Below are 18,328 nucleotides of genomic sequence, written 5' to 3' on the forward strand. Positions count from 1 at the left end.
GTTGTGACTGGTGATACTGGGCGGGTGCCTGAGATCGCCGTAGACGAGCGGGCCGCGCGGGTGCGCTTCCGCCGGGCCCTGACGCTGATGGCGTTCACCCTGCTCGTTCCCGGTTCGGCCCAGTTGATCGCCGGCAACCGCGACATCGGCCGCGTCGCCATCCGGGTCTGGTTGCTGTCGCTGGTCACCCTCGTCGCGGGGGCGATCGCGATCGCGGTGCATCCGCCCCTGGGCCTGCGGCTGGCACTGAACGCCGACGTGATGCTCGCCGCCCGCCTCTACATGCTGGTCGGCGCCGTGGCCTGGGCCGCGCTGTTCATCGACGCCTGGCGGATCGGCCAGCCGCTGACGCTTCGCCTGCCGCACCGCCGCGCGATCGTGGGCGTCAACGGCATCCTCTGCTTCTCGGTCGCCGGCACCCTGCTCTTCGGCGCCCACCTGGCGGCCGCGCAGCGCGACTTCCTGACCATCTTCGCCGATGGCGACCTCGGCGCGGCCCACGACGGTCGCTACAACGTCCTCCTGCTCGGCGGCGACTCCGGGGCTGACCGCTGGGGCCTGCGGCCGGACTCGATGACCGTCGCCTCGGTCGATGCGCAGACCGGTCGCACCGTGATGATCGGCCTGCCGCGCAACATGCAGAACTTCCGGTTCCGCGAGGGGTCGGTGATGGACAAGCAGTTCCCGAAGGGCTTCAACTGCGACGGCTGCTACCTCAACGGCGTCAGCACCTGGGCCGAGGACCACACCGACCTCTTCGACTCCGACCACCCCGGCGTCGACGCCACCAAGATGGCCATCGAGGGCATCACCGGCCTCGAGATCAACTACTGGGTGATGGTCAACATGAAGGGCTTCAAGCGCCTCGTCAACGCGTTCGGCGGCGTGACCCTCAACGTGCGCCAACGGATTCCCGTCGGCGGCCTCGGCAGTGACGTCACCGGCTACATCGAGCCCGGGAAGCGCAAGCTCAACGGCCACGACGCGCTCTGGTACGCGCGCTCCCGCGAGGGCAGCGACGACTACTCCCGGATGGCGCGGCAGAAGTGCGTGATGACCGCGCTGCTCACCCAGGTCAGCCCGAAGCAGGCGCTCACGAACTTCCAGGAGATCGCCGAGGCCTCCAGCGCGATGATCAGCACCGACATCCCCGGCGGTGCGTTGAGCGACTTCGTGCAGCTGGCCCTGCGCGCGCGCAAGGAGAACGTCTCGACGGTCTCGCTCGTGCCGCCGAAGGTCAACACTGCCCACCCCGACATCGACCTCGTCCACCGGATGGTCGCGAACGCGATCGACCGCGCCGAGGGCGTGAAGAAGGCTCCGGCCAAGAAGAAGTCCGGCAAGGCGACCGGGAAGGTCACCGGCGGCGCCAAGGGCTCCCGCAACGACGGCTACACCGCGAACGAGACCGACGACGTCGCTGCCGCCTGCTGAACCCGTCAGGCCAGCGACAGCGCGAGGGTGGCCACCACGGCGTCGTACGTCGCCCGGTCAGGCGCCGCAACGATGCCCCCGTCGAGTCCCCGGGGGACGAGCGGCTCGCCGTCGTGCCGGCCGATGACGCCGCCGGCCTCGGTGAGGATCAGGGCACCCGGCAGGTGGTCCCACGGCATCGTGCGGTTGTAGACCAGCGCTGCCGCATCGCCGGCGATGAGGTGTGGGTAGTCCACGCCGCAGCAGGCCCAGGTGAGCTCGAGGGTGCCGAGGCCCACCAGGTCCCGGCCCACCCACGATCGTCGGGCCGTGCGGTACGGCGCACCGGTGCTCGCAGCGACACTCAGTCGCTCGCCGTTCAGCCGGGCCCCGGCGCCGCGCTCGGCGACGTAGGACCGTTCGTGCTGGGGCTGCCAGATCCAGCCGCGCGTGGTCTCCCCGCCGTGCACCTCGGCGACCATCACCGCGTGGTCGGGTGAACCGTTGACGAAGTTCTTGGTGCCGTCGACCGGGTCGACGGTGAAGCCGTGCTCGGCCTGGGCGAATCGGTCGAGGAGCGAGGGGTCCGCCGCCATCGCCTCCTCGCCGAGCACCACGGCGTCCGGGTAGGCGGCGAGCAACGCCGCGGTGATCAGCTCCTCCGACTCGTGGTCGGCGATCGTCACCAGGTCGCCCGGGTTCTTCTCCGAGACCTGGTGGTCGGCCAGCGCACGGAACCGCGGATTGATCACCTCGGCGGCGACGTCCTGGAGCAGGGTCAGCACAGCGGCGGTGTCCACGGCTCCACGGTAGTGGCCGTTGCTCGAGCCTGATTCTCGGGGCGGCGGTCAGTCGCCGTCGTACCCCAGAACGGCGCGGGTCATCTGGTTCCGGGTGTCGAGCAGGTCCTCGAGGGCGGCATCGAGGTCGTCGGCGCTGACCGCCAGCGGTACGTCGGGAGCGCTTGGGTCGCGTTCGGCAGCCAGTACGGCGGCCCGCCGGAGCAGCTCCTTGAGGAACGACGCGGTCACCCGGTCCGTGCGGTCGAGCACGGACTCGAGCCGGCTGAGGTCGATGGCGAGGGAACCCCGGTAGAGCTCGACGAGGCGACGTCGCGCATCCCTGTCCGGCAGGTCGATGTGCACGGCCTGGTCGACTCGCCCGGGCCGCGAGGCCAGGGCTGGTTCCAGGAGGTCAGCTCGGTTCGTGGTCAGGAGGAACACGACGTCGGCGTCCTCGTCGAGACCGTCCATCTCGTTCAGGAGGGTGAAGAGCAAGGGCGTCTCGCCGCCGTAGCGACTTCGTTCCTCGGCGATCAGGTCGACGTCCTCGACGACGATCATGGCCGGTTGGAGGCTGCGCGCGACGGAGCAGGCCTCGCGGATGGCGTGCAGCGTGTCCCCGGTCAGCTCGACGACGGTCGTCCCCGTCAGCTCGCCGATCAGGTAGCGAACGGAGTGTGTCTTGCCGACGCCCGGCGGACCGTAGAGGAGGAGACCGCGCTTGAGGTGTTGGCCGGCTGCCCGGAGGCGAGCGCTGTTCCGGGCGACACCCACCACCTGGCGGCGCAGATCCGCGAACGTGGCCTCCGGGAGGATCAGCTCGGCGGCTGTCATTGTCGGACGCTCGTGAAACTGCAGCAGGGAGCCGCGTTCTCCGAACATGTCGTTCCCGAAGGACACGACCTGACCACGGTAGACATTGAGCTCGAGCGACAGCTCGCGTAGCCGACGGCCGATGTCGTCCGCTACGCCGGGGTCGGTCGCGATGATCTCGACGTTCACCGAGGAGGACCCGGATTCGCGGTCCGGGGCGAGCACGAGGAGCGCGACCCTGGCAGATCCGGTTGTGAAGAGGACGAACGCTGCGCGGAGACAGTCGCGCTTGGCTCCACGTGGCCCGATCGGCAGAGCGACGGTCGTGACGTTCCCGGGGCGAGGACCGTGGAAGTGCAGGGAGTCGTCGCCGACGACGTCTGCGATGCCGAACGGTCCGTGGTGCCGGTGGCCCGCGACACCGACGGTACGTGCGCCTGCCTCGACCTCCGTGAGGAGGACGTCCAGCGCTGCCTGGACGTTGACGTGCTCGTACGCCGGCCACTGCTCGAGCACGATCGGCAGCTCCGACGGGGCGGCGCCGAGATGGTCGGCGAGGATCGAGCGGAACGTCGGCTGGTCGGCTGCACGTGCGCGTGCCGCGAGGCTTCGCGTCAGATATCGGCTGTAGCGCGCGATGTCGGAGAAGCGGGGGGAGTCGTCCGGTTCGAGCGATTCGGAGCCGGAGGTGACCGTGAATGGCATTGCCAGAGCGTAGATGCAGCAATGGCTCGTCCGCACCGGAGTTCTGACCAGCGGCGAATCAGGTGAACCGGTCCAGAACAGTAGGGTGACCGCGTGCGTGTGCAGGCGGTCGTCGTGACCTTCAACCGGTTGGCGATGCTGCAGCGACTCATCCCGCGCCTGCAGGAGGTCGCCGGGCTCGAGCGGATCCTGGTGGTCGACAACGCGTCGACGGACGGCACGGGGGAGTGGCTCGCGGGCTCCACCTCGCCCGCCGGGGTTCCGGTCGAGCTCGAGACGCTGGCGACCAACACCGGCGGCGCCGGCGGTTTCCACCACGGTCTGGAGTGGGCAGTCCGCGAGGGCGCCGACCTGGTCTGGCTGATGGACGACGACGGCATGCCTGCTCCCGACTGCCTGGACCTGCTCCTCGAACGCGTCGAGCGCGACGGCCTGGAGTTCTGCGGTCCCGCGGTGCTGGCCGAGCACGACCCTGAGCGACTCTGCTTCCCGATCCGGTTGCCCGGCGGCACGAAGGTGGTGCACGCGATGGCTGAGGTCGAGAAGGCCGCCGTCGACGGGTTGATCGAGGGCGTGGTGATCCCTTTCAACGGGGTGCTGGTGACGCGTGACCTCGTGGAGCGGATCGGGCTGCCGCGCGAGGAGTTCTTCATCTGGGGAGACGACGTCGAGTACCTCTGGCGCGCCGAACGCGCCGGTGCCCGGATCGCCACCGTCGTCGACGCGCACTTCCACCACCCGGCCACCGACGACCTCGGGACGCCGATGATGTTCGGCAGGACGACGTACAACCACACGCCGAGCGACCTCAAGCACTACTGCATGGCGCGCAACAACACCCTCAACCTGCGGGCCTACCGCGGCTGGGTGCACGTGCTGCTGTTCTGGCTCAAGACCGTGTGGTTCTACCTGTTCACCCGTCGCCAACCCGCACGGATCCCGCTCAGCGCCCGCGCTGCGGTGGCCGGCCTGCGCGGCGACTTCTCGGGACATCGGAAGTACCTCAGGTGACCGAGTCCGTTGCCGTCGTCGTGGTGACCTACAACCGCGCCGACCTCCTCGAGAAGATGCTCGCCGGACTGGCGGCCCTCGACCGTGCTCCCGACGCCGTCTACGTCGTCGACAACTTCAGCTCCGACCACACGCCCGAGGTGCTGGCCGCGTCCACGCTGCCCGGCCTCGTCACCATCCGCACCAGTGAGAACCTCGGCGGTGCCGGCGGATTCAGGCTCGGCCTCAAGACGGCCCACGAACGCGGCCACGACGCGATGTGGCTGATGGACGACGACGTGGTGCCCGCGCCGGACTGCCTCACCCGCCTGCTCGAGGTCGACGGCAGCTGCCTGATCGCGGTGCGCGAGGACCGCACCGGTGCGCTGGTGGAGAAGGCCGCGATCCGGTTCGACCTCCGCAACCCCCTGGCGATCCGGCCGAAGACGGCCAGCATCGACTCGACCTATCCGAACCGGGCTGCCATGCCCGCCACGGTCGAGATCGAGAACGTCGCGTTCGAGGGCTTCCTGGTGCGCCGCGAGGTGATCGACAGGATCGGGCTGCCCGACGCGTCGTACTTCATCTTCTACGACGACGTGGACTTCGCGATCCGGGCCCGGCGCGCGGGATTCCCGATCCGGGCGGTGCGCGATGCCGTGCTCGTGCGACAGCTGGACTTCGACCAGCAGCACGACCTCGCGGGGTGGAAGGGGTACTACATGTACCGCAACCTCTTCGCCGTCCACATGAGGTACGGCGAGAACCCCCTGGTCCGGCTCAAGCCCTGGCTGATCGCGCTGGCCGTGGTCCTGCTCAGCCCGCTGCGGGGTGGTCGGGCAGAGGTGCGCAACGTCACGCGTGGTCTTCGCGACGCGCGTCGGATGCGGCAGGTGCCCACGACGTCCGTAGACTGACCGACCGTGTCTCCTACTTCGTCGACCCCTGATCTCGTTGTCGTCGGCTCCGGCTTCTTCGGCCTGACGATTGCCGAGCGTTGCGCCACCGAGCTCGACCTCAAGGTTCTCGTGCTCGAGCGCCGCTATCACCTCGGCGGCAACGCCTACAGCGAGTTCGAGCCGGAGACCGGCATCGAGGTCCACAAGTACGGGACCCACCTGTTCCACACGAGCAACGAACGGGTGTGGGAGTACGTCAACCGCTTCACCGCGTTCACGAACTACCAGCACAAGGTGTTCGGCAAGTACCAGGGGCAGGTCTACTCCCTGCCGATGAACCTGGCGCTCATCAACAGCTTCTTCGGCAAGAGCCACACGCCCGACGAGGCACGGGCGCTGATCGCCGAGCAGTCCAGCGAGATCGCCACCGCGGACGCGAAGAACCTCGAGGAGAAGGCGATCAGCCTGATCGGCCGCCCGCTCTACGAGGCGTTCATCAAGGGCTACACCGCCAAGCAGTGGCAGACCGACCCGACCGAGCTGAGCGCGGACATCATCACGCGCCTCCCGGTCCGCTACAACTTCGACAACCGGTACTTCAACGACAAGTTCGAGGGCCTTCCCGTCGACGGCTACACCGCCTGGCTGACCCGGATGGCGGACCACCCGAACATCGAGGTCCGCGTCAACACGGACTGGTTCGACGAGTCCAACGGGGTGCAGGACGAGTTCAAGGGCAAGGTGCCGGTCATCTACACCGGCCCTGTCGACGAGTACTTCGACAACTGCGAGGGCCGCCTGTCCTGGCGGACCGTCGACCTGGAGTCCGAGGTCGTCGACGTCGACGACTACCAGGGCACCGGTGTGGTCAACGCCAACGACCAGGACGTTCCGTGGACCCGGGTGCTGGAGTTCAAGCACCTCCACCCGGAGCGCACCTACCTGCCCGGCAAGTCGGTCGTCGTGCACGAGTACAGCCGGTTCGCCGAGGACGACGACGAGCCGTACTACCCGATCAACACCGCCGAGGACCGCGAGAAGCTCCTCAAGTACCGCGACCTCGCCGAGAAGGAGCCGATGGTGCTCTTCGGTGGCCGCCTCGGCACGTACAAGTACCTCGACATGCACATGGCCATCGCCTCGGCACTGTCGATGTACGACAACAAGCTCAAGCCGCACTTCGCGGACGGCGCCGAGCTCAAGAGTGGCGGGGTGGACGCGTGAAGCGACTTCTGCAGCGACAGATCCTCCCGGTCGACGGTGACGTCGACGTCCTCGCGCTCTACCTCGACCCCGACGAGGCCAACCTCGACGAGGACAAGTACGTCGTCGGCGGCTCGCGGGCGGCCAAGGAGCTCAACAACGCCTCGATCCGGCAGAAGACCGCGAGCGGCACGATCCGCCCGGACCAGGTGCTCTCGCGCACCGCCGTACAGATCCCCTCCGGCGAGAAGCTGTCCTTCGGCACCTACTTCAACGCGTTCCCTGCCAGCTACTGGCGCCGCTGGACGATCGTCTCGGCCGTGACCCTCACGGTCACCGTCAAGGGCGCCGGCGCCACGGTCATCGTGAACAAGTCGATGGCCAACGGCCGTCAGCAGAAGGTCGAGAGCGTCCTCACCGAGGCGGAGAGCAACACCCTCACCTTCGACCTCTCGCTCGGCCCGTTCGTTGACGGTGGCTGGTACTGGTACGACGTCGTGGCCGGCCACGGCGACGTGACCGTCGAATCGGCGGAGTGGACCGCCGAGGTCCCCGCCGACCGTGCCGAGCACGGCACGGTCGACCTCGCGATCACGACGATGAACCGCCCGGACTTCTGCGCCGAGCTGCTCGGCCAGCTCAGCACCCCCGAGCTGATGCCGTACCTCGACACGGTCTTCGTGATGGAGCAGGGCACCCAGAAGGTCACCGACAGCGAGTACTTCCCGGCAGCCGAGAAGGGCCTCGACGGCAAGCTCAAGGTGATCGAGCAGGGCAACCTCGGCGGGTCCGGCGGGTACGCCCGCGGCCAGTCCGAATCTCTGCGCAAGGGCACGGCGACGTACGCGATGATGATGGACGACGACGTCGTCTGCGAGCCCGAGGGCATCATCCGGGCGGTCACCTTCGGTGACCTGGCCCGCCGCCCCACCATCGTCGGTGGCCACATGTTCAGCCTCTACGCCAAGAGCCGGCTGCACAGCTTCGGCGAGATCATCCACCCGTGGCGCTTCTGGTGGATGTCGCCGCTGGACAGCTTCAACGACTGGGACTTCGGCGCGCGCAACCTGCGTTCGGCGCGGTGGCTGCACAAGCGGGTCGACGTGGACTTCAACGGCTGGTTCATGTGCCTGATCCCGCGTGAGGTGATCGCCGAGATCGGCCTGTCCCTGCCGCTCTTCATCAAGTGGGACGACTCCGAGTACGGCCTGCGCGCCAAGGCCGCCGGGTACCCGACGGTGACCTTCCCGGGTGCGGCCGTATGGCACGTGCCGTGGACGGACAAGAACGACGCCCTCGACTGGCAGGCCTACTTCCACCTCCGCAACCGGCTCGTCGCCGCGCTGCTGCACTCGAGCTACCCCAAGGGTGGCCGGCTGATCCGCGAGAGCCTCAACCACCAGATCGCGCACCTGGTGTCGATGCAGTACTCCACGGCCGAGCTCCGGATCCAGGCGATGGAGGACGTGCTCGCAGGACCCGAGGGCCTGCACGCGATGCTCGCGACCAAGCTCCCCGAGGTGAACGCCTTCCGCAAGCAGTTCACCGACGCGCAGCTGCACGCCGACCACGACGACTTCCCGCCGGTGCGCCGCGAGAAGCCACCGCGCAAGGGTCGCGACCTCACCGAGGTGCCGAGCCGTCGCGCCCAGCTGATCACGGCCGGCCTCGCGCCGCTGCGCCAGCTCAAGAAGCCGCGCCCCCTGGCGTCGGAGTTCCCGGAGGCGGAGATCAGGGCGATGGACGCCAAGTGGTACCGGATGGCGACCTTCGACTCGGCGATCGTGTCGATGAACGACGGTACGTCGGCCGCGCTCTACGTCCGCGACCAGGCCAGGTTCAAGGACCTGATGAAGCGCACCCTCGAGCTGCACGCCCGGTATCGCAAGGAGTGGCCCGAGCTGGCCGCGCAGTACCGCGCCGCACTCGGCGACATCACCTCGCCCGAGGCGTGGGACAAGACCTTCGCTCCCTGGGTGGACGGCGACGCCGATGTCTGAAGTCGACGAACGGCCCGCCTACGACAGCCTGCCGCTCAAGCCGCCCTCGGCCGACAACGGCCTGCTCGCGGTCTTCCAGCGCCGGTACCTGCTGCGCCTGCTGGTGCAGCGCGAGATCAGCGCCCGGTACCAGGGCTCGTTCCTGGGGCTGCTCTGGTCCTACATCAACCCGATGACCCAGTTCTTCATCTACTGGTTCGTCTTCGGCATCATCTTCAACACCCACAAGAGCGTCCCGAACTTCGCGATCCACCTGTTCGCTGGCCTGATCATCGTGCACTTCTTCACGGAGAGCTTCAGCTCAGGGACGCAGTCGATCGTCCGGAACAAGGCGCTGGTGGTGAAGCAGGCGATGCCGCGGGAGATGTTCCCCGTGTCCGCCGTCCTCGTGTCCTTCTACCACGTGCTGCCGCAGATGCTCATCCTGCTGGTCGCCTGCGGCCTGTCCGGCTGGCGCCCTGACGCCGTGGGCATGGTTGCGTTCGTGCTCGCCCTGGTGATCATCATCTTCATCGGCACCGGGTGCGCCCTGCTGTTCAGTGCGGCCAACGTGTTCTTCCGCGACTTCGGCAACATCGTCAACGTCTTCAACCACTTCGTGCGCTACGGCGTCACCATGATGTTCCCGTGGGCCTACGTCCAGGAGCGGCTCGGCGACCACGCCGGCCTGTTCCTGCTGAATCCGCTCGCCGACGCCGTGTTGCTCTTCCAGCGGGCGTTCTGGGTCGGTACGGCCTCCCCTGAGGAGCGGGCCAAGATCGTGATGCCGGACCACCTCATGCTGCACGGTGTGGCTGTGCTGGGCATCAGCCTGCTGTTCCTCGTCGTCGGGCAGCTCGTCTTCAGCCGTCTCGAGAACAAGATCCCGGAGCGTTTGTGATGACGTCCTCCATCGTCGTGGAGAACGTCACCAAGACGTTCACCCTCCGCTACCACCGCACCTTCCGCGAGGTCACCGTCGCCAAGGCGCGCGGCCACCAGACCAGCGAGAAGTTCAACGCCATCGACGACGTCTCCTTCACCGTCGAGCAGGGCGAGGCGGTCGGCCTGATGGGCCTGAACGGCTCCGGCAAGTCGACCCTGCTGAAGATGATCAACGGCGTCATGCGGCCGGACCAGGGAACGCTGCTGACACGCGGCCGCATCGCGGGCCTGATCGCCACGGGAGCCGGTTTCCACCAGCAGCTCTCCGGGCGCGACAACCTGGTCCTGAACGCCGCGATCCTCGGCATGGGGGAGCGCGAGCTGCGTCGCAAGTACGACGACATCGTCGAGTTCGCCGGTCTCGGCAGGACCCTGGATGCGCCTGTCGGTTTCTACTCCTCGGGCCAGAAGGCCCGGCTCGGCTTCGCCGTCGCCATCCACGTCGACTCCGACATCTTCCTCGCGGACGAGGTCCTCGCTGTCGGCGACAAGCCCTTCCGGCAGAAGTGTGTGCGGAAGATGAAGGAGATCCGCGCGAGCGGACGCACCCTCTTCTACGTCAGCCACTCCGCCGCCTCGGTCGAGAAGATGTGCGACCGCGTGCTGATCCTCGAGCAGGGCCGCCTCGGCTTCGACGGCGACGTCACCGCGGGCATCAAGTACCTGCACTACGACGGCGATGACGAGCAGGAATCTGACGAAGAGATCGGCAACGACATATAGAGGCGCGATACGCGTCTTCGGCGCTTTGATGGGCAGCAAGCTGCCGTCGAGCGCCTCTCGCCGCGCTGCCGCGCGCGCAGTTGCCTTCGGTAGGACCTGAGTTGGTCTGGCGGCAAGAGTTGCGCCGCTGAAGGCCTCGCTGGTCGAGGAGGTTGCGCAGCCTCCGTCTCGAGACCCCCGCTGGTCGAGGAGGTTGCGCAGCAACCGTCTCGAGACCGGCTCAGTTTGGCGACCCGGTTGCCGAAGGACAAATCTGGCAACGATCGGCGTGTCGAGTGGAAATTACACGTTTGTAGTTACTCACGAACTCTTTCCAATCCGTGTGACGCATGTGAAAGTTGCTACTCGTGTGACAACTTCCCCGCACACACGGTTGGAGCGAAAACATGTCGTCGTACTCGTCGGAGACCTCCGGAAATGAGCGCAGGGTCCGGTTCGTGACCCTGTGCCAGCAGCTGCTGGCCCTTGCTGTCGTCGTGGCCGTGCTGACCCCGGCGGCGCGCACCGTCACCATGGACGTGCGGCCCATGCAGCCCGTGGACGTGACCCCGGGCGACGTCTCGCTGCGTGCCGCGGAGTTCCCCTCGAAGGTGCCCACGACCGAGGTGACCACGGAGGTCGACCAGTACTCGCTGACGGATCCGGCCGCGGGGAAGGCCAAGGCCGGCCTGCACGGCACCGAGAAGAGCGTCGGCGCCGGCGAGGCCATCGTCAGCGACGTGCTGCCCGTGGACGGGTACGGAACGGTCGGCGTCACCTGGGCGCCGTCGGCGAAGGTCGGCGAGGACGCCATCGGGGTCGAGGTCCGGACCAGGACCGACGGGACGTGGTCGGGCTGGACCGAAGCGGAGTACCACGACGACCACGGCCCGGACCCGCGTTCCGCGGAGGGCAAGCACACCCGCCCGGGCACCGACGCGCTGCTGGTCGGTGAGGTGGACGCAGTCCAGGTGAAGGTCGCCACCGACAAGGCCGCGCCCGCTGACCTGAAGGTCGCCGTGATCGACCCCGGTACGGCGAAGGCGACCGCGACCGAGAAGCCGGCCATCGACACCGCGCGGGCGTCGACCGAAGGCGCCGACCCCTTGGACACCGTGGCCAACGGGGACGACCCGGCTGCGACCGGCGACGAGATCGCCCTGCAGGCCGCGTCGGCGACAGCCAAGCCCAAGATCTACTCGCGGGCCCAGTGGGGCGCCAACGAGAGCCTGCGGGACAAGTCCTCGCTCAGCTACTACGAGGTCCACGGCGGCTTCGTCCACCACACGGTGAACGCGAACAACTACACCGCCGACCAGGTGCCCGGCATCATCCGCGGCATCTACAGCTACCACGTCAAGACGCGGGGCTGGAGCGACATCGGCTACAACTTCCTGGTCGACAAGTTCGGCCGGATCTGGGAGGGCCGCGCCGGCGGCGTCGACCGCCCGGTCGTCGGAGCCCACACGCAGGGCTACAACAACTACTCCTTCGCCATGTCGGCGATCGGCAACTTCGACATCGCGGGTCCGCCGAGCGCGATGCTGACGGCGTACGGCGCGTTGTTCGCCTGGAAGCTGTCACTGCACGGCGTCGCCGCCGGCGACACGTCGCAGAAGATCGGCTCGAAGTACTTCCAGGCCATCAGCGGACACCGCGACGCAGGGTCCACGGCCTGCCCGGGACGCTATCTCTACGCCAAGATCCCGTCGATCCGCACCATGGCCGCTGGCGCGCAGAAGAGCTTCGCCTCACGTGAGGCCAAGGGCAACTTCGTCGGCGGCTCCACCAACGACGTGCTGGTGCGCCGTGCGAGCGACGGTCGGCTCTTCACCCTGGGCCTCGGGACGGTCGACGGGAAGTGGTCCGTCCGGACCCGGGTCGACAGCGGCGTGAACATCGCCGGCGCCGCCAGCATCTACAAGGCCGGCGACTGGGACAACGACGGCTTCGCCGACATGGTCACCCGCCGCAAGACCGACGGCATGCTCCACCTCTACCGGGGTCGCGGCAACGGGCAGTTCTACCCGCCGCAGGTGCTGTCCGACCTGCTCGGCAACGTCTCGCTCATCGCCTTCCCCGGAGACGTCACGGGTGACGGCTACCCGGACCTGATGGGGCAGCCCGCCGGCGGTTCGATGCGGATCTACGGCGGCAGGGGCGCCCTGGGCCTCGGCACCAAGACCCACGTCCTGGCCCCCAGCTACGCCGCCTACAGCGGCGTGAAGGGCTACGCCCACGTCCCGGCCGGCATGCTGACCGACGACGGCGCTCCGGACAGCCTGGTGCGTGAAGGTGCGACGGTGCGGTTGTACTCCGGCAACGGGCCGGGTGGCTGGACGAGCAGCCGGACCCTGGAGGTCACCGCGGGCAGCTACGACTGGCTCCTCGGCGTGGGGCGTCTCGGCAGCAACCGCCAGCCCGACTTCATCGCGCGGGACAAGGCCACCAGCCAGCTGTACATCCTCCCCGGTACGACGAGCGGCTGGAGCGGCAGGATCGCGCTCGGCAAGTTCAACGGCTACGACCTCGCGGCGTGACCGGTCACGACAGCTGAACCCAACTCAACACAGTCCTCCTGGTCGTTCAGGCGGGGAAGCGGGCAGTGGCACGCTCGGCGACGTAGGTCGCCTCGAGCTGGTCCTGCTCGGCCTGAGCGACCAGGACAAGCGAACCGCCCTGGGTGAGCGGTTCGCTGAAGGTCGCGGGCTCCACGACGGGGTTCGCGACCGAGAGGAGGCGGCCGCCGCCCACCAGCGTGCTGGCGGCCGCCTCCCCCCACAGCTGGGACTGGGTCAGCTCACGATCCGTGGACGCGAAGGCCACGTCGTCGGAGGTCGGCGGGTCCCAGGGGGTGAACGCGTCAGGCTGGGACCAGATCTCCACGCCGACGTCGTGGACGCCTGCGGGCAGCGGACCGGCGAACCGGACGCCGAGGGGGAGCAGGGCGCAGGCCAGGACCGCGATCTCGCTGGCACGGCCGGCCCACCGGTCGAGGGTGTCCGGGCCGCACACGACGGCGGCGAGGTCGTCCGGGTCGCCCTCACCCGGAGGCGGTACGACGACCAGGCCGGCGCTCCAGGCAGCGCCGAGGAACACCGTGCCGAGCCAGTGCGGGGGCAGGTCGAGGCAGATCCGGTCGCCGCGCTCGAGGTCGAACTCCTCGACCAGGAGCGAGGCGGCCTTGGCCACCCAGTTCGCCCAGGTCGTGATGGACAGCTCCACCCGTTCGCCGGTGCTGTGGTCGTAGAAGGTGACGAGTGGCTGGCCCGGGTCGACGCGGAGGCGTTGCGCCAGGACGGTGGCGAAGGTGGTCACCCCGACGACGTTAGTGCAGGCCGCCACGACGATCGCCGGGCGGCAACCACTAGGGTGCCGCGCATGGTCGCTGACGAGATCCCCGGTTTCTGGGCGGTCGTTCCCGCCGGCGGCGCCGGCACCCGCCTCTGGCCGCTGTCTCGCGCAGCGTCCCCGAAGTTCCTCCACGATCTCACCGGATCCGGCCGGTCCCTGCTCGTGGAGACCCACGACCGGCTCGCGCCGATCGTGGGTGACCGGATGCTCGTCGTCACGGGCGTCGCCCACCAGGACGCCGTACGACGCCAGCTGGACGCGCTGCCTGCCGACGCCGTGCTGGCGGAGCCGTCGGCCCGGGACTCGATGGCCGCCATCGGTCTGGCCGCCGCGGTGCTCGAGCGTCGTGGCGCCGAGGTGATGGGCTCCTTCGCTGCCGATCACGTCATCACCGAACCGGACCGGTTCCGCGAGGCGGTCGCTGCTGCGGTCGCCGCGGCCCGCGACGACTGGCTGGTCACGATCGGCATCGCACCGACGTTCCCGTCCTCCGCCTTCGGCTACATCCACCAGGGCGAGCCCTTGGCGGGGCACCCGTCGGTGCGGCGGGTCGTGGAGTTCGTCGAGAAGCCATCGGTGCCGGTGGCCGAGGAGTACCTCGCCTCGGGTCGCTACCGCTGGAACGCCGGCATGTTCGTCGTGCGGCCGACGGTGCTGCTGGACCTGCTGGCCGACCGTGACCCCGACTTCGCCGCGAACCTGCGCAAGATCGCCGAGGACCCGGCCCTGCTGCCGCAGCTGTGGGACCAGCTGCCCCGGATCGCCATCGACCACGCGATCGCCGAGCCCGCTGCGGCTCTCGGCCGCGTGGCCACCGTGCCGGGCGCCTTCGGGTGGGACGACATCGGTGACTTCGACTCCCTGGCCAACCTGCTGGGCGAGCAGGAGACCTGCACGGTGCTCGGCGACGAGTCCAGCGTGCACCTGCTGGCAGCGACCGGCCTCGTCGTCCCCGCGTCAGGTCGGGTCGTGGCGGTCATCGGCCTCGACGACGTGGTCGTCGTGGACACCCCCGACGCGCTCCTGGTCATGTCGCGCGAGCGCGCCCAGGACGTCAAGGCGATCGTCGCGACCCTGAAGGACCAGGGCAGGTCAGACCTGGTGTAGGGGTCGTGCGTCTGACCCGACACTGCTGGCTTGCCGCCATGCCAACGGTGGCGCTACGCAAGCCAACTGCGGCGCGGCAGCGCGGCGGGAGGCGTCGACGGCGAGCTTGCTCGCCCGGATCAACGCCGGAGACGCGTCTCGCGCAGACTACGGGATGTACGGTTCCGGCGAGTCGGTGAACGGGTAGTCGAGCATGAACTTCTCGAGGGCCGCACCGCTGACCTCGGAGCAGTACTGCCACACACCGTTCTGGGCCTGGGTCTTCACGTCCTGGGTCCAGTGGGTGAGGGCGATGTGCTGGCCCTTGGGGAAGGCCTTGCCGTCCTTCTTCGTCCACGGGACGGCCTTGAACTTGAGGCGGCCGTTGGTGTCGTTCTCGTCGAGGGTCGCGGCGATCGCCTTGATCGCGGCGATCTCCGAGGTGTCGTCCGCGGCGGTCTCGTCGTACCAGAGGATGGTGAAGCCGTGCTCGAGGTTGTGCACGAGTGCCTCGAGCTCGGGGCGGCCGTCGGCGGTGTAGTAGCGGTTGGCCGCGGGGTCCGGTGCGACGCCGGCCTCGTTCCAGTGCGACCCGAAGGCCGGGGGCGCGTCGTCGTAGGTCACCTGGGTGCCCGTCGGGACGTGCTCGCCGCTGCCGGTCGCGACCTTGGTCTCGACCTTCTTGCAGGCGCTGGCCTTCGCGCCGATCTCGTCGAGGGGCGTGCCGGAGTAGCGCGCCTTCTCGATCGCCGTCTTCACCGGGTTGTAGGCGGCGACGCCCACGATGAGGAGCGCGACAGCGATGCAGACACCCACGATGGCCATGCCCTGACGCTTTTCGGCGCTCTTCTGCTTGCGCCGGATGTCGTCGATGACTTGGCGGCGGTCCGACTTCTCGGACTTGCTGGACTTGGCCACGGTGTGGGTACCTCGTCTGGTGAGTACGGCGGAACGCGGTGAGTCTACGGAGTGACCGGGCGCAGGCGGAGGTCGGTGTCCGCGAAGCCGTTCCCTGGCTCGTGCGGGACAGCCACCGGTTCGGTCGGCTGGTCGACCGACCAGCCGTGGGCAAAGGCCAGGATGTCCAGTGCCACCCGGCGATCATCGGTGCACCGCACCTGCTGGTCGCTGTCGATCTCGGCGCTGAGACCGGCTGCGCGCAGGGCCGCTACGAACTCGTGGGCGGTGACGGGGCTGCCGAAGGGTGCCCGGTCCGCGTCGGCGCCGCCGACGGCCCGTACGACGGCCTCGCGGGCGCCGTACCCGAACAGGTCGGCGCCGTCCTCGCGGATCAGCGCAGCCGCACCGGTGCCGTGCTCGCCCGGCGGCAGCACCAGGTCGGGGCGGCCGCGCAGCACGGCGCACGGTCGCGAGCCGAGCTTGCCCTGGGCCAGCTCGACGGCCGAGGCGATCTCGTCGGCGACGGCCGGTGCGGTGACGGCCAGCTCGTTGCCGTGGGCGTCGACCCGGCCGACGAAGGACTCGAGCACCACGACCCCGGCAGCGCCGATGGCGATGTCGGTCTGACCTTCGCGCCAGGCGCGGCCCGCCGTGTCGGTGACCAGGACGCCGATGTTGACTCCGGCGCGTTCGGCGACGGCGGCGCGGAGTGCGCGGGCGGACGCGTCGGGGTCCTCGGGAAGCAGGACCGTGGTGCCGGCGGCGACGTTGGAGGCGTCGACCCCTGCCGCAGCCATGGTCAGGCCGAGGCGGTTGCGGACGATCCGGGTCAGGCCGCGGCGGGCGACCAGGCGGATGGTCTCCACGTCGATCCAGTGCTCGCGGTCGCCCTGGACCACGCGTCCCTCGGCCTTGCTGACGACCTTGCTGGTGACGACGAGGATGTCGCCGTCCGCGAGGCCGTCGGTGCCGAGGGCGGTCAGCACGATCGTCGCGAGGTCGTCACCGGCGGCGATCTCGGGGACGCCGTCGGGGGCGATGACGCTCAGCGGGCCCACGGTGCCACCAGGGAGATCGCGGCCGCGGCCATCGCGGCGGTCGCGTCGTGGTCGGTCATCATCAGCGGTACGGCGACCGTGGGGAGCCCGGCAGCCTCCAGACGGGCCACCTGCTCGGCGTCACGTTCGTCGATCAGCCAGCCGTCGAGGACGCCGCCGTTGCTGCGGGCGCCGTAGTTGAGGCCGACGCCGGCCGCACTCACCTCGACCCCGACGGAGTTGAGCATCTGCTCGGCCATGCCGCGGACGTGGGACGTGCCGACGATGGGGGAGAGGCCGACGACGCGCGCCTTCGTCGCGCGCACGGCGTCGCGCACGCCGGGCACCCCGAGGATCGTGCCGACGGACACCACCGGGTTGGACGGCGGCAGGATCACCAGGTCGGCGTTCGTGATCGCGTCAACGACACCCGGCGCGGGGGTGGACTGGTCCAGTCCGACGAACACGACCGTCTCGGCCGGCACCTCGGCGTGCAGGCGGACCCAGTACTCCTGGAAGTGGACGACCCGCTTGCCGCTCACCGCCTCGGGGTCGGCGATCGCGACGTGGGTCTCCACCCGGTCATCGGTCATCGGCAACAGGGTCAGTCGGTCGCCGTACGTCGGCGTCAGCCAGCGGCGGCACAGTGCCTCGGTCACGGCGGACAGCGGATAGCCGGCGTCCAGCATCTGGGTGCGGACCAGGTGGGTCGCGATGTCGCGGTCGCCGAGACCGAACCAGGTCGGTTCGACGCCGTACGACGCCAGCTCCTCCTTGGCGCTCCAGGTCTCCTCGCGTCGGCCCCACCCGCGCTCGAGGTCGATGCCTTCGCCGAGGGTGTACATCACGGTGTCGAGGTCGGGGCACACCTTGAGGCCGTGGATCCACCAGTCGTCGCCGGTGTTGGCCAGCACGGTGACGTGGGCGTCGGGGGCGACGCCGGGCAGCTGACCCGAGGCGATACCGTGGAGCAGGCCCTGGAGGAACTTCGCTCCGCCCATGCCGCCGGACAGAACGGTGATCCGTCGCAGCAATGAGGTGGGCGCCGCCGTGGGGGCCGATTCATGTGTCGTTTCCACAAGGGTCAACTGTGCCGTGCTGCCATGGCGACACGCCCGGCGGGTGTCCATAGCAGATTCGGGCTTGACTACTTGCGTATGACACGTATGTAATTCCAACAGTGTCGTTCGGGCACGGGTCGAGTTGTAAGGGGCGAATCGATGAGAGAACTGTTCCTGGTCGAAGCAGAGTCCGAAGAGCTGGGGTGGCAGGAACGCGCGTTGTGCGCGCAGACCGACCCCGAGGCGTTCTTCCCTGAGAAGGGTGGATCGACGCGGGAGGCCAAGAAGGTCTGCCAGACGTGCGAGGTACGCACCGACTGCCTCGAGGCAGCGCTGGGCAATGACGAGCGGTTCGGTATCTGGGGTGGTCTCTCGGAGCGTGAGCGTCGCAAGCTGAAGAAGCGCGCGGTCTGACCTGATCGACGACGGTTCGCCCCCCTCGGACCGTCGCACGTAGGG

The 18,328-nt window shown here is 68.9% G+C and carries 16 protein-coding genes; 10 read left to right on the plus strand and 6 right to left on the minus strand.

The features are described from left to right. Positions 1–24 precede the first annotated feature (24 nt). Positions 25–1,434 (plus strand): LCP family protein, encoded by a 1,410-nt coding sequence (locus tag ASD84_RS18965; RefSeq protein WP_235531176.1) that lies wholly within the window; start codon positions 25–27, stop codon positions 1,432–1,434. 5 nt (positions 1,435–1,439) lie between these two features. Here the strand turns inward: ASD84_RS18965 and ASD84_RS18970 are convergent, their stop codons facing one another. After that, the gene (locus ASD84_RS18970; protein WP_056713746.1) at positions 1,440–2,213 is read right to left on the minus strand and encodes an inositol monophosphatase family protein; all 774 of its coding nucleotides are present in this window, start codon (positions 2,211–2,213) and stop codon (positions 1,440–1,442) included. Between the two features lie 48 nt (positions 2,214–2,261). Beyond that, positions 2,262–3,713, minus strand: coding sequence for an AAA family ATPase (locus ASD84_RS18975; RefSeq protein ID WP_056713749.1), 1,452 nt, complete (start codon positions 3,711–3,713; stop codon positions 2,262–2,264). A gap of 93 nt (positions 3,714–3,806) precedes the next feature. On the opposite strand from ASD84_RS18975, the gene ASD84_RS18980 reads away from it, so the two are divergent. The 7 genes from ASD84_RS18980 (at position 3,807) to ASD84_RS19010 (ending at position 12,971) form a co-directional block, all read left to right on the plus strand. Continuing rightward, a complete protein-coding gene (locus ASD84_RS18980; RefSeq protein ID WP_235531177.1) occupies positions 3,807–4,724 on the plus strand; it encodes a glycosyltransferase family 2 protein in 918 nt (305 codons plus the stop codon). Beyond that, positions 4,721–5,620, plus strand: a complete 900-nt coding sequence (locus ASD84_RS18985; protein WP_056713752.1) for a glycosyltransferase family 2 protein — start codon at positions 4,721–4,723, stop codon at positions 5,618–5,620. Before ASD84_RS18980 ends, ASD84_RS18985 begins: the two co-directional genes overlap by 4 nt. A 6-nt stretch (positions 5,621–5,626) precedes the next feature. Beyond that, positions 5,627–6,826 carry a UDP-galactopyranose mutase gene (gene glf / locus ASD84_RS18990; RefSeq protein ID WP_056713755.1) on the plus strand — a complete coding sequence of 400 codons (1,200 nt, stop codon included), beginning with the start codon at positions 5,627–5,629 and terminating at the stop codon, positions 6,824–6,826. Continuing rightward, on the plus strand, positions 6,823–8,805 hold the full coding sequence (locus tag ASD84_RS18995; RefSeq protein WP_056713757.1) for a glycosyltransferase: 1,983 nt from the start codon (positions 6,823–6,825) through the stop codon (positions 8,803–8,805). Before glf ends, ASD84_RS18995 begins: the two co-directional genes overlap by 4 nt. Then, positions 8,798–9,685, plus strand: a complete 888-nt coding sequence (locus tag ASD84_RS19000) for an ABC transporter permease (RefSeq protein ID WP_056713760.1) — start codon at positions 8,798–8,800, stop codon at positions 9,683–9,685. The genes ASD84_RS18995 and ASD84_RS19000 overlap by 8 nt, the downstream gene beginning before the upstream one ends. Continuing rightward, positions 9,685–10,452 carry an ABC transporter ATP-binding protein gene (locus tag ASD84_RS19005; RefSeq protein WP_056713762.1) on the plus strand — a complete coding sequence of 256 codons (768 nt, stop codon included), beginning with the start codon at positions 9,685–9,687 and terminating at the stop codon, positions 10,450–10,452. Before ASD84_RS19000 ends, ASD84_RS19005 begins: the two co-directional genes overlap by 1 nt. A gap of 386 nt (positions 10,453–10,838) precedes the next feature. Further along, complete coding sequence (locus ASD84_RS19010; protein ID WP_056713765.1) at positions 10,839–12,971, plus strand: N-acetylmuramoyl-L-alanine amidase; 2,133 nt, start codon at positions 10,839–10,841, stop codon at positions 12,969–12,971. 46 nt (positions 12,972–13,017) lie between these two features. On the opposite strand, the gene ASD84_RS19015 is transcribed toward ASD84_RS19010, so the two are convergent. Beyond that, positions 13,018–13,749: a TIGR03089 family protein gene (locus ASD84_RS19015; protein WP_056713766.1), complete on the minus strand. Its 732-nt coding sequence runs from the start codon at positions 13,747–13,749 to the stop codon at positions 13,018–13,020. A 63-nt stretch (positions 13,750–13,812) separates the two neighbouring features. Here ASD84_RS19015 and ASD84_RS19020 point away from each other — a divergent pair, with 63 nt between their 5' ends. Next, the gene (locus ASD84_RS19020; RefSeq protein WP_056713769.1) at positions 13,813–14,892 is read left to right on the plus strand and encodes a mannose-1-phosphate guanylyltransferase; all 1,080 of its coding nucleotides are present in this window, start codon (positions 13,813–13,815) and stop codon (positions 14,890–14,892) included. Positions 14,893–15,039: 147 nt separating this feature from the next. On the opposite strand, the gene ASD84_RS19025 is transcribed toward ASD84_RS19020, so the two are convergent. Genes ASD84_RS19025 through cofD form a run of 3 tightly spaced genes read right to left on the minus strand, consistent with a single transcriptional unit; the run spans position 15,040 to position 17,887 of the window. Next, positions 15,040–15,789, minus strand: a complete 750-nt coding sequence (locus tag ASD84_RS19025) for a DUF3105 domain-containing protein (RefSeq protein WP_056713772.1) — start codon at positions 15,787–15,789, stop codon at positions 15,040–15,042. 44 nt (positions 15,790–15,833) lie between these two features. Beyond that, entirely contained in the window at positions 15,834–16,829 is a 996-nt protein-coding gene (gene cofE, locus ASD84_RS19030; RefSeq protein ID WP_082573832.1) for a coenzyme F420-0:L-glutamate ligase, read from the minus strand. Beyond that, complete coding sequence (gene cofD / locus ASD84_RS19035) at positions 16,817–17,887, minus strand: 2-phospho-L-lactate transferase (protein WP_235531178.1); 1,071 nt, start codon at positions 17,885–17,887, stop codon at positions 16,817–16,819. The genes cofE and cofD overlap by 13 nt, the downstream gene beginning before the upstream one ends. 141 nt (positions 17,888–18,028) lie before the next feature. Here cofD and ASD84_RS19040 point away from each other — a divergent pair, with 141 nt between their 5' ends. Then, positions 18,029–18,283 carry a WhiB family transcriptional regulator gene (locus ASD84_RS19040; protein WP_056713775.1) on the plus strand — a complete coding sequence of 85 codons (255 nt, stop codon included), beginning with the start codon at positions 18,029–18,031 and terminating at the stop codon, positions 18,281–18,283. Positions 18,284–18,328 lie beyond the last annotated feature (45 nt).

The sequence above is a fragment of the Nocardioides sp. Root682 genome (assembly GCF_001427795.1).
Classification (GTDB): Bacteria; Actinomycetota; Actinomycetes; order Propionibacteriales; family Nocardioidaceae; genus Nocardioides.

Coding starts and splice junctions, on each gene's coding strand:
- ASD84_RS18975 (WP_056713749.1), bottom strand. CDS start 3,713: ATGCCATTCACGGTCACCTCCGGCTCCGAATCGCTCGAACCGGACGAC.
- ASD84_RS19000 (WP_056713760.1), top strand. CDS start 8,798: ATGTCTGAAGTCGACGAACGGCCCGCCTACGACAGCCTGCCGCTCAAG.
- ASD84_RS19005 (WP_056713762.1), top strand. CDS start 9,685: ATGACGTCCTCCATCGTCGTGGAGAACGTCACCAAGACGTTCACCCTC.
- ASD84_RS19010 (WP_056713765.1), top strand. CDS start 10,839: ATGTCGTCGTACTCGTCGGAGACCTCCGGAAATGAGCGCAGGGTCCGG.
- ASD84_RS19020 (WP_056713769.1), top strand. CDS start 13,813: ATGGTCGCTGACGAGATCCCCGGTTTCTGGGCGGTCGTTCCCGCCGGC.
- ASD84_RS19040 (WP_056713775.1), top strand. CDS start 18,029: ATGAGAGAACTGTTCCTGGTCGAAGCAGAGTCCGAAGAGCTGGGGTGG.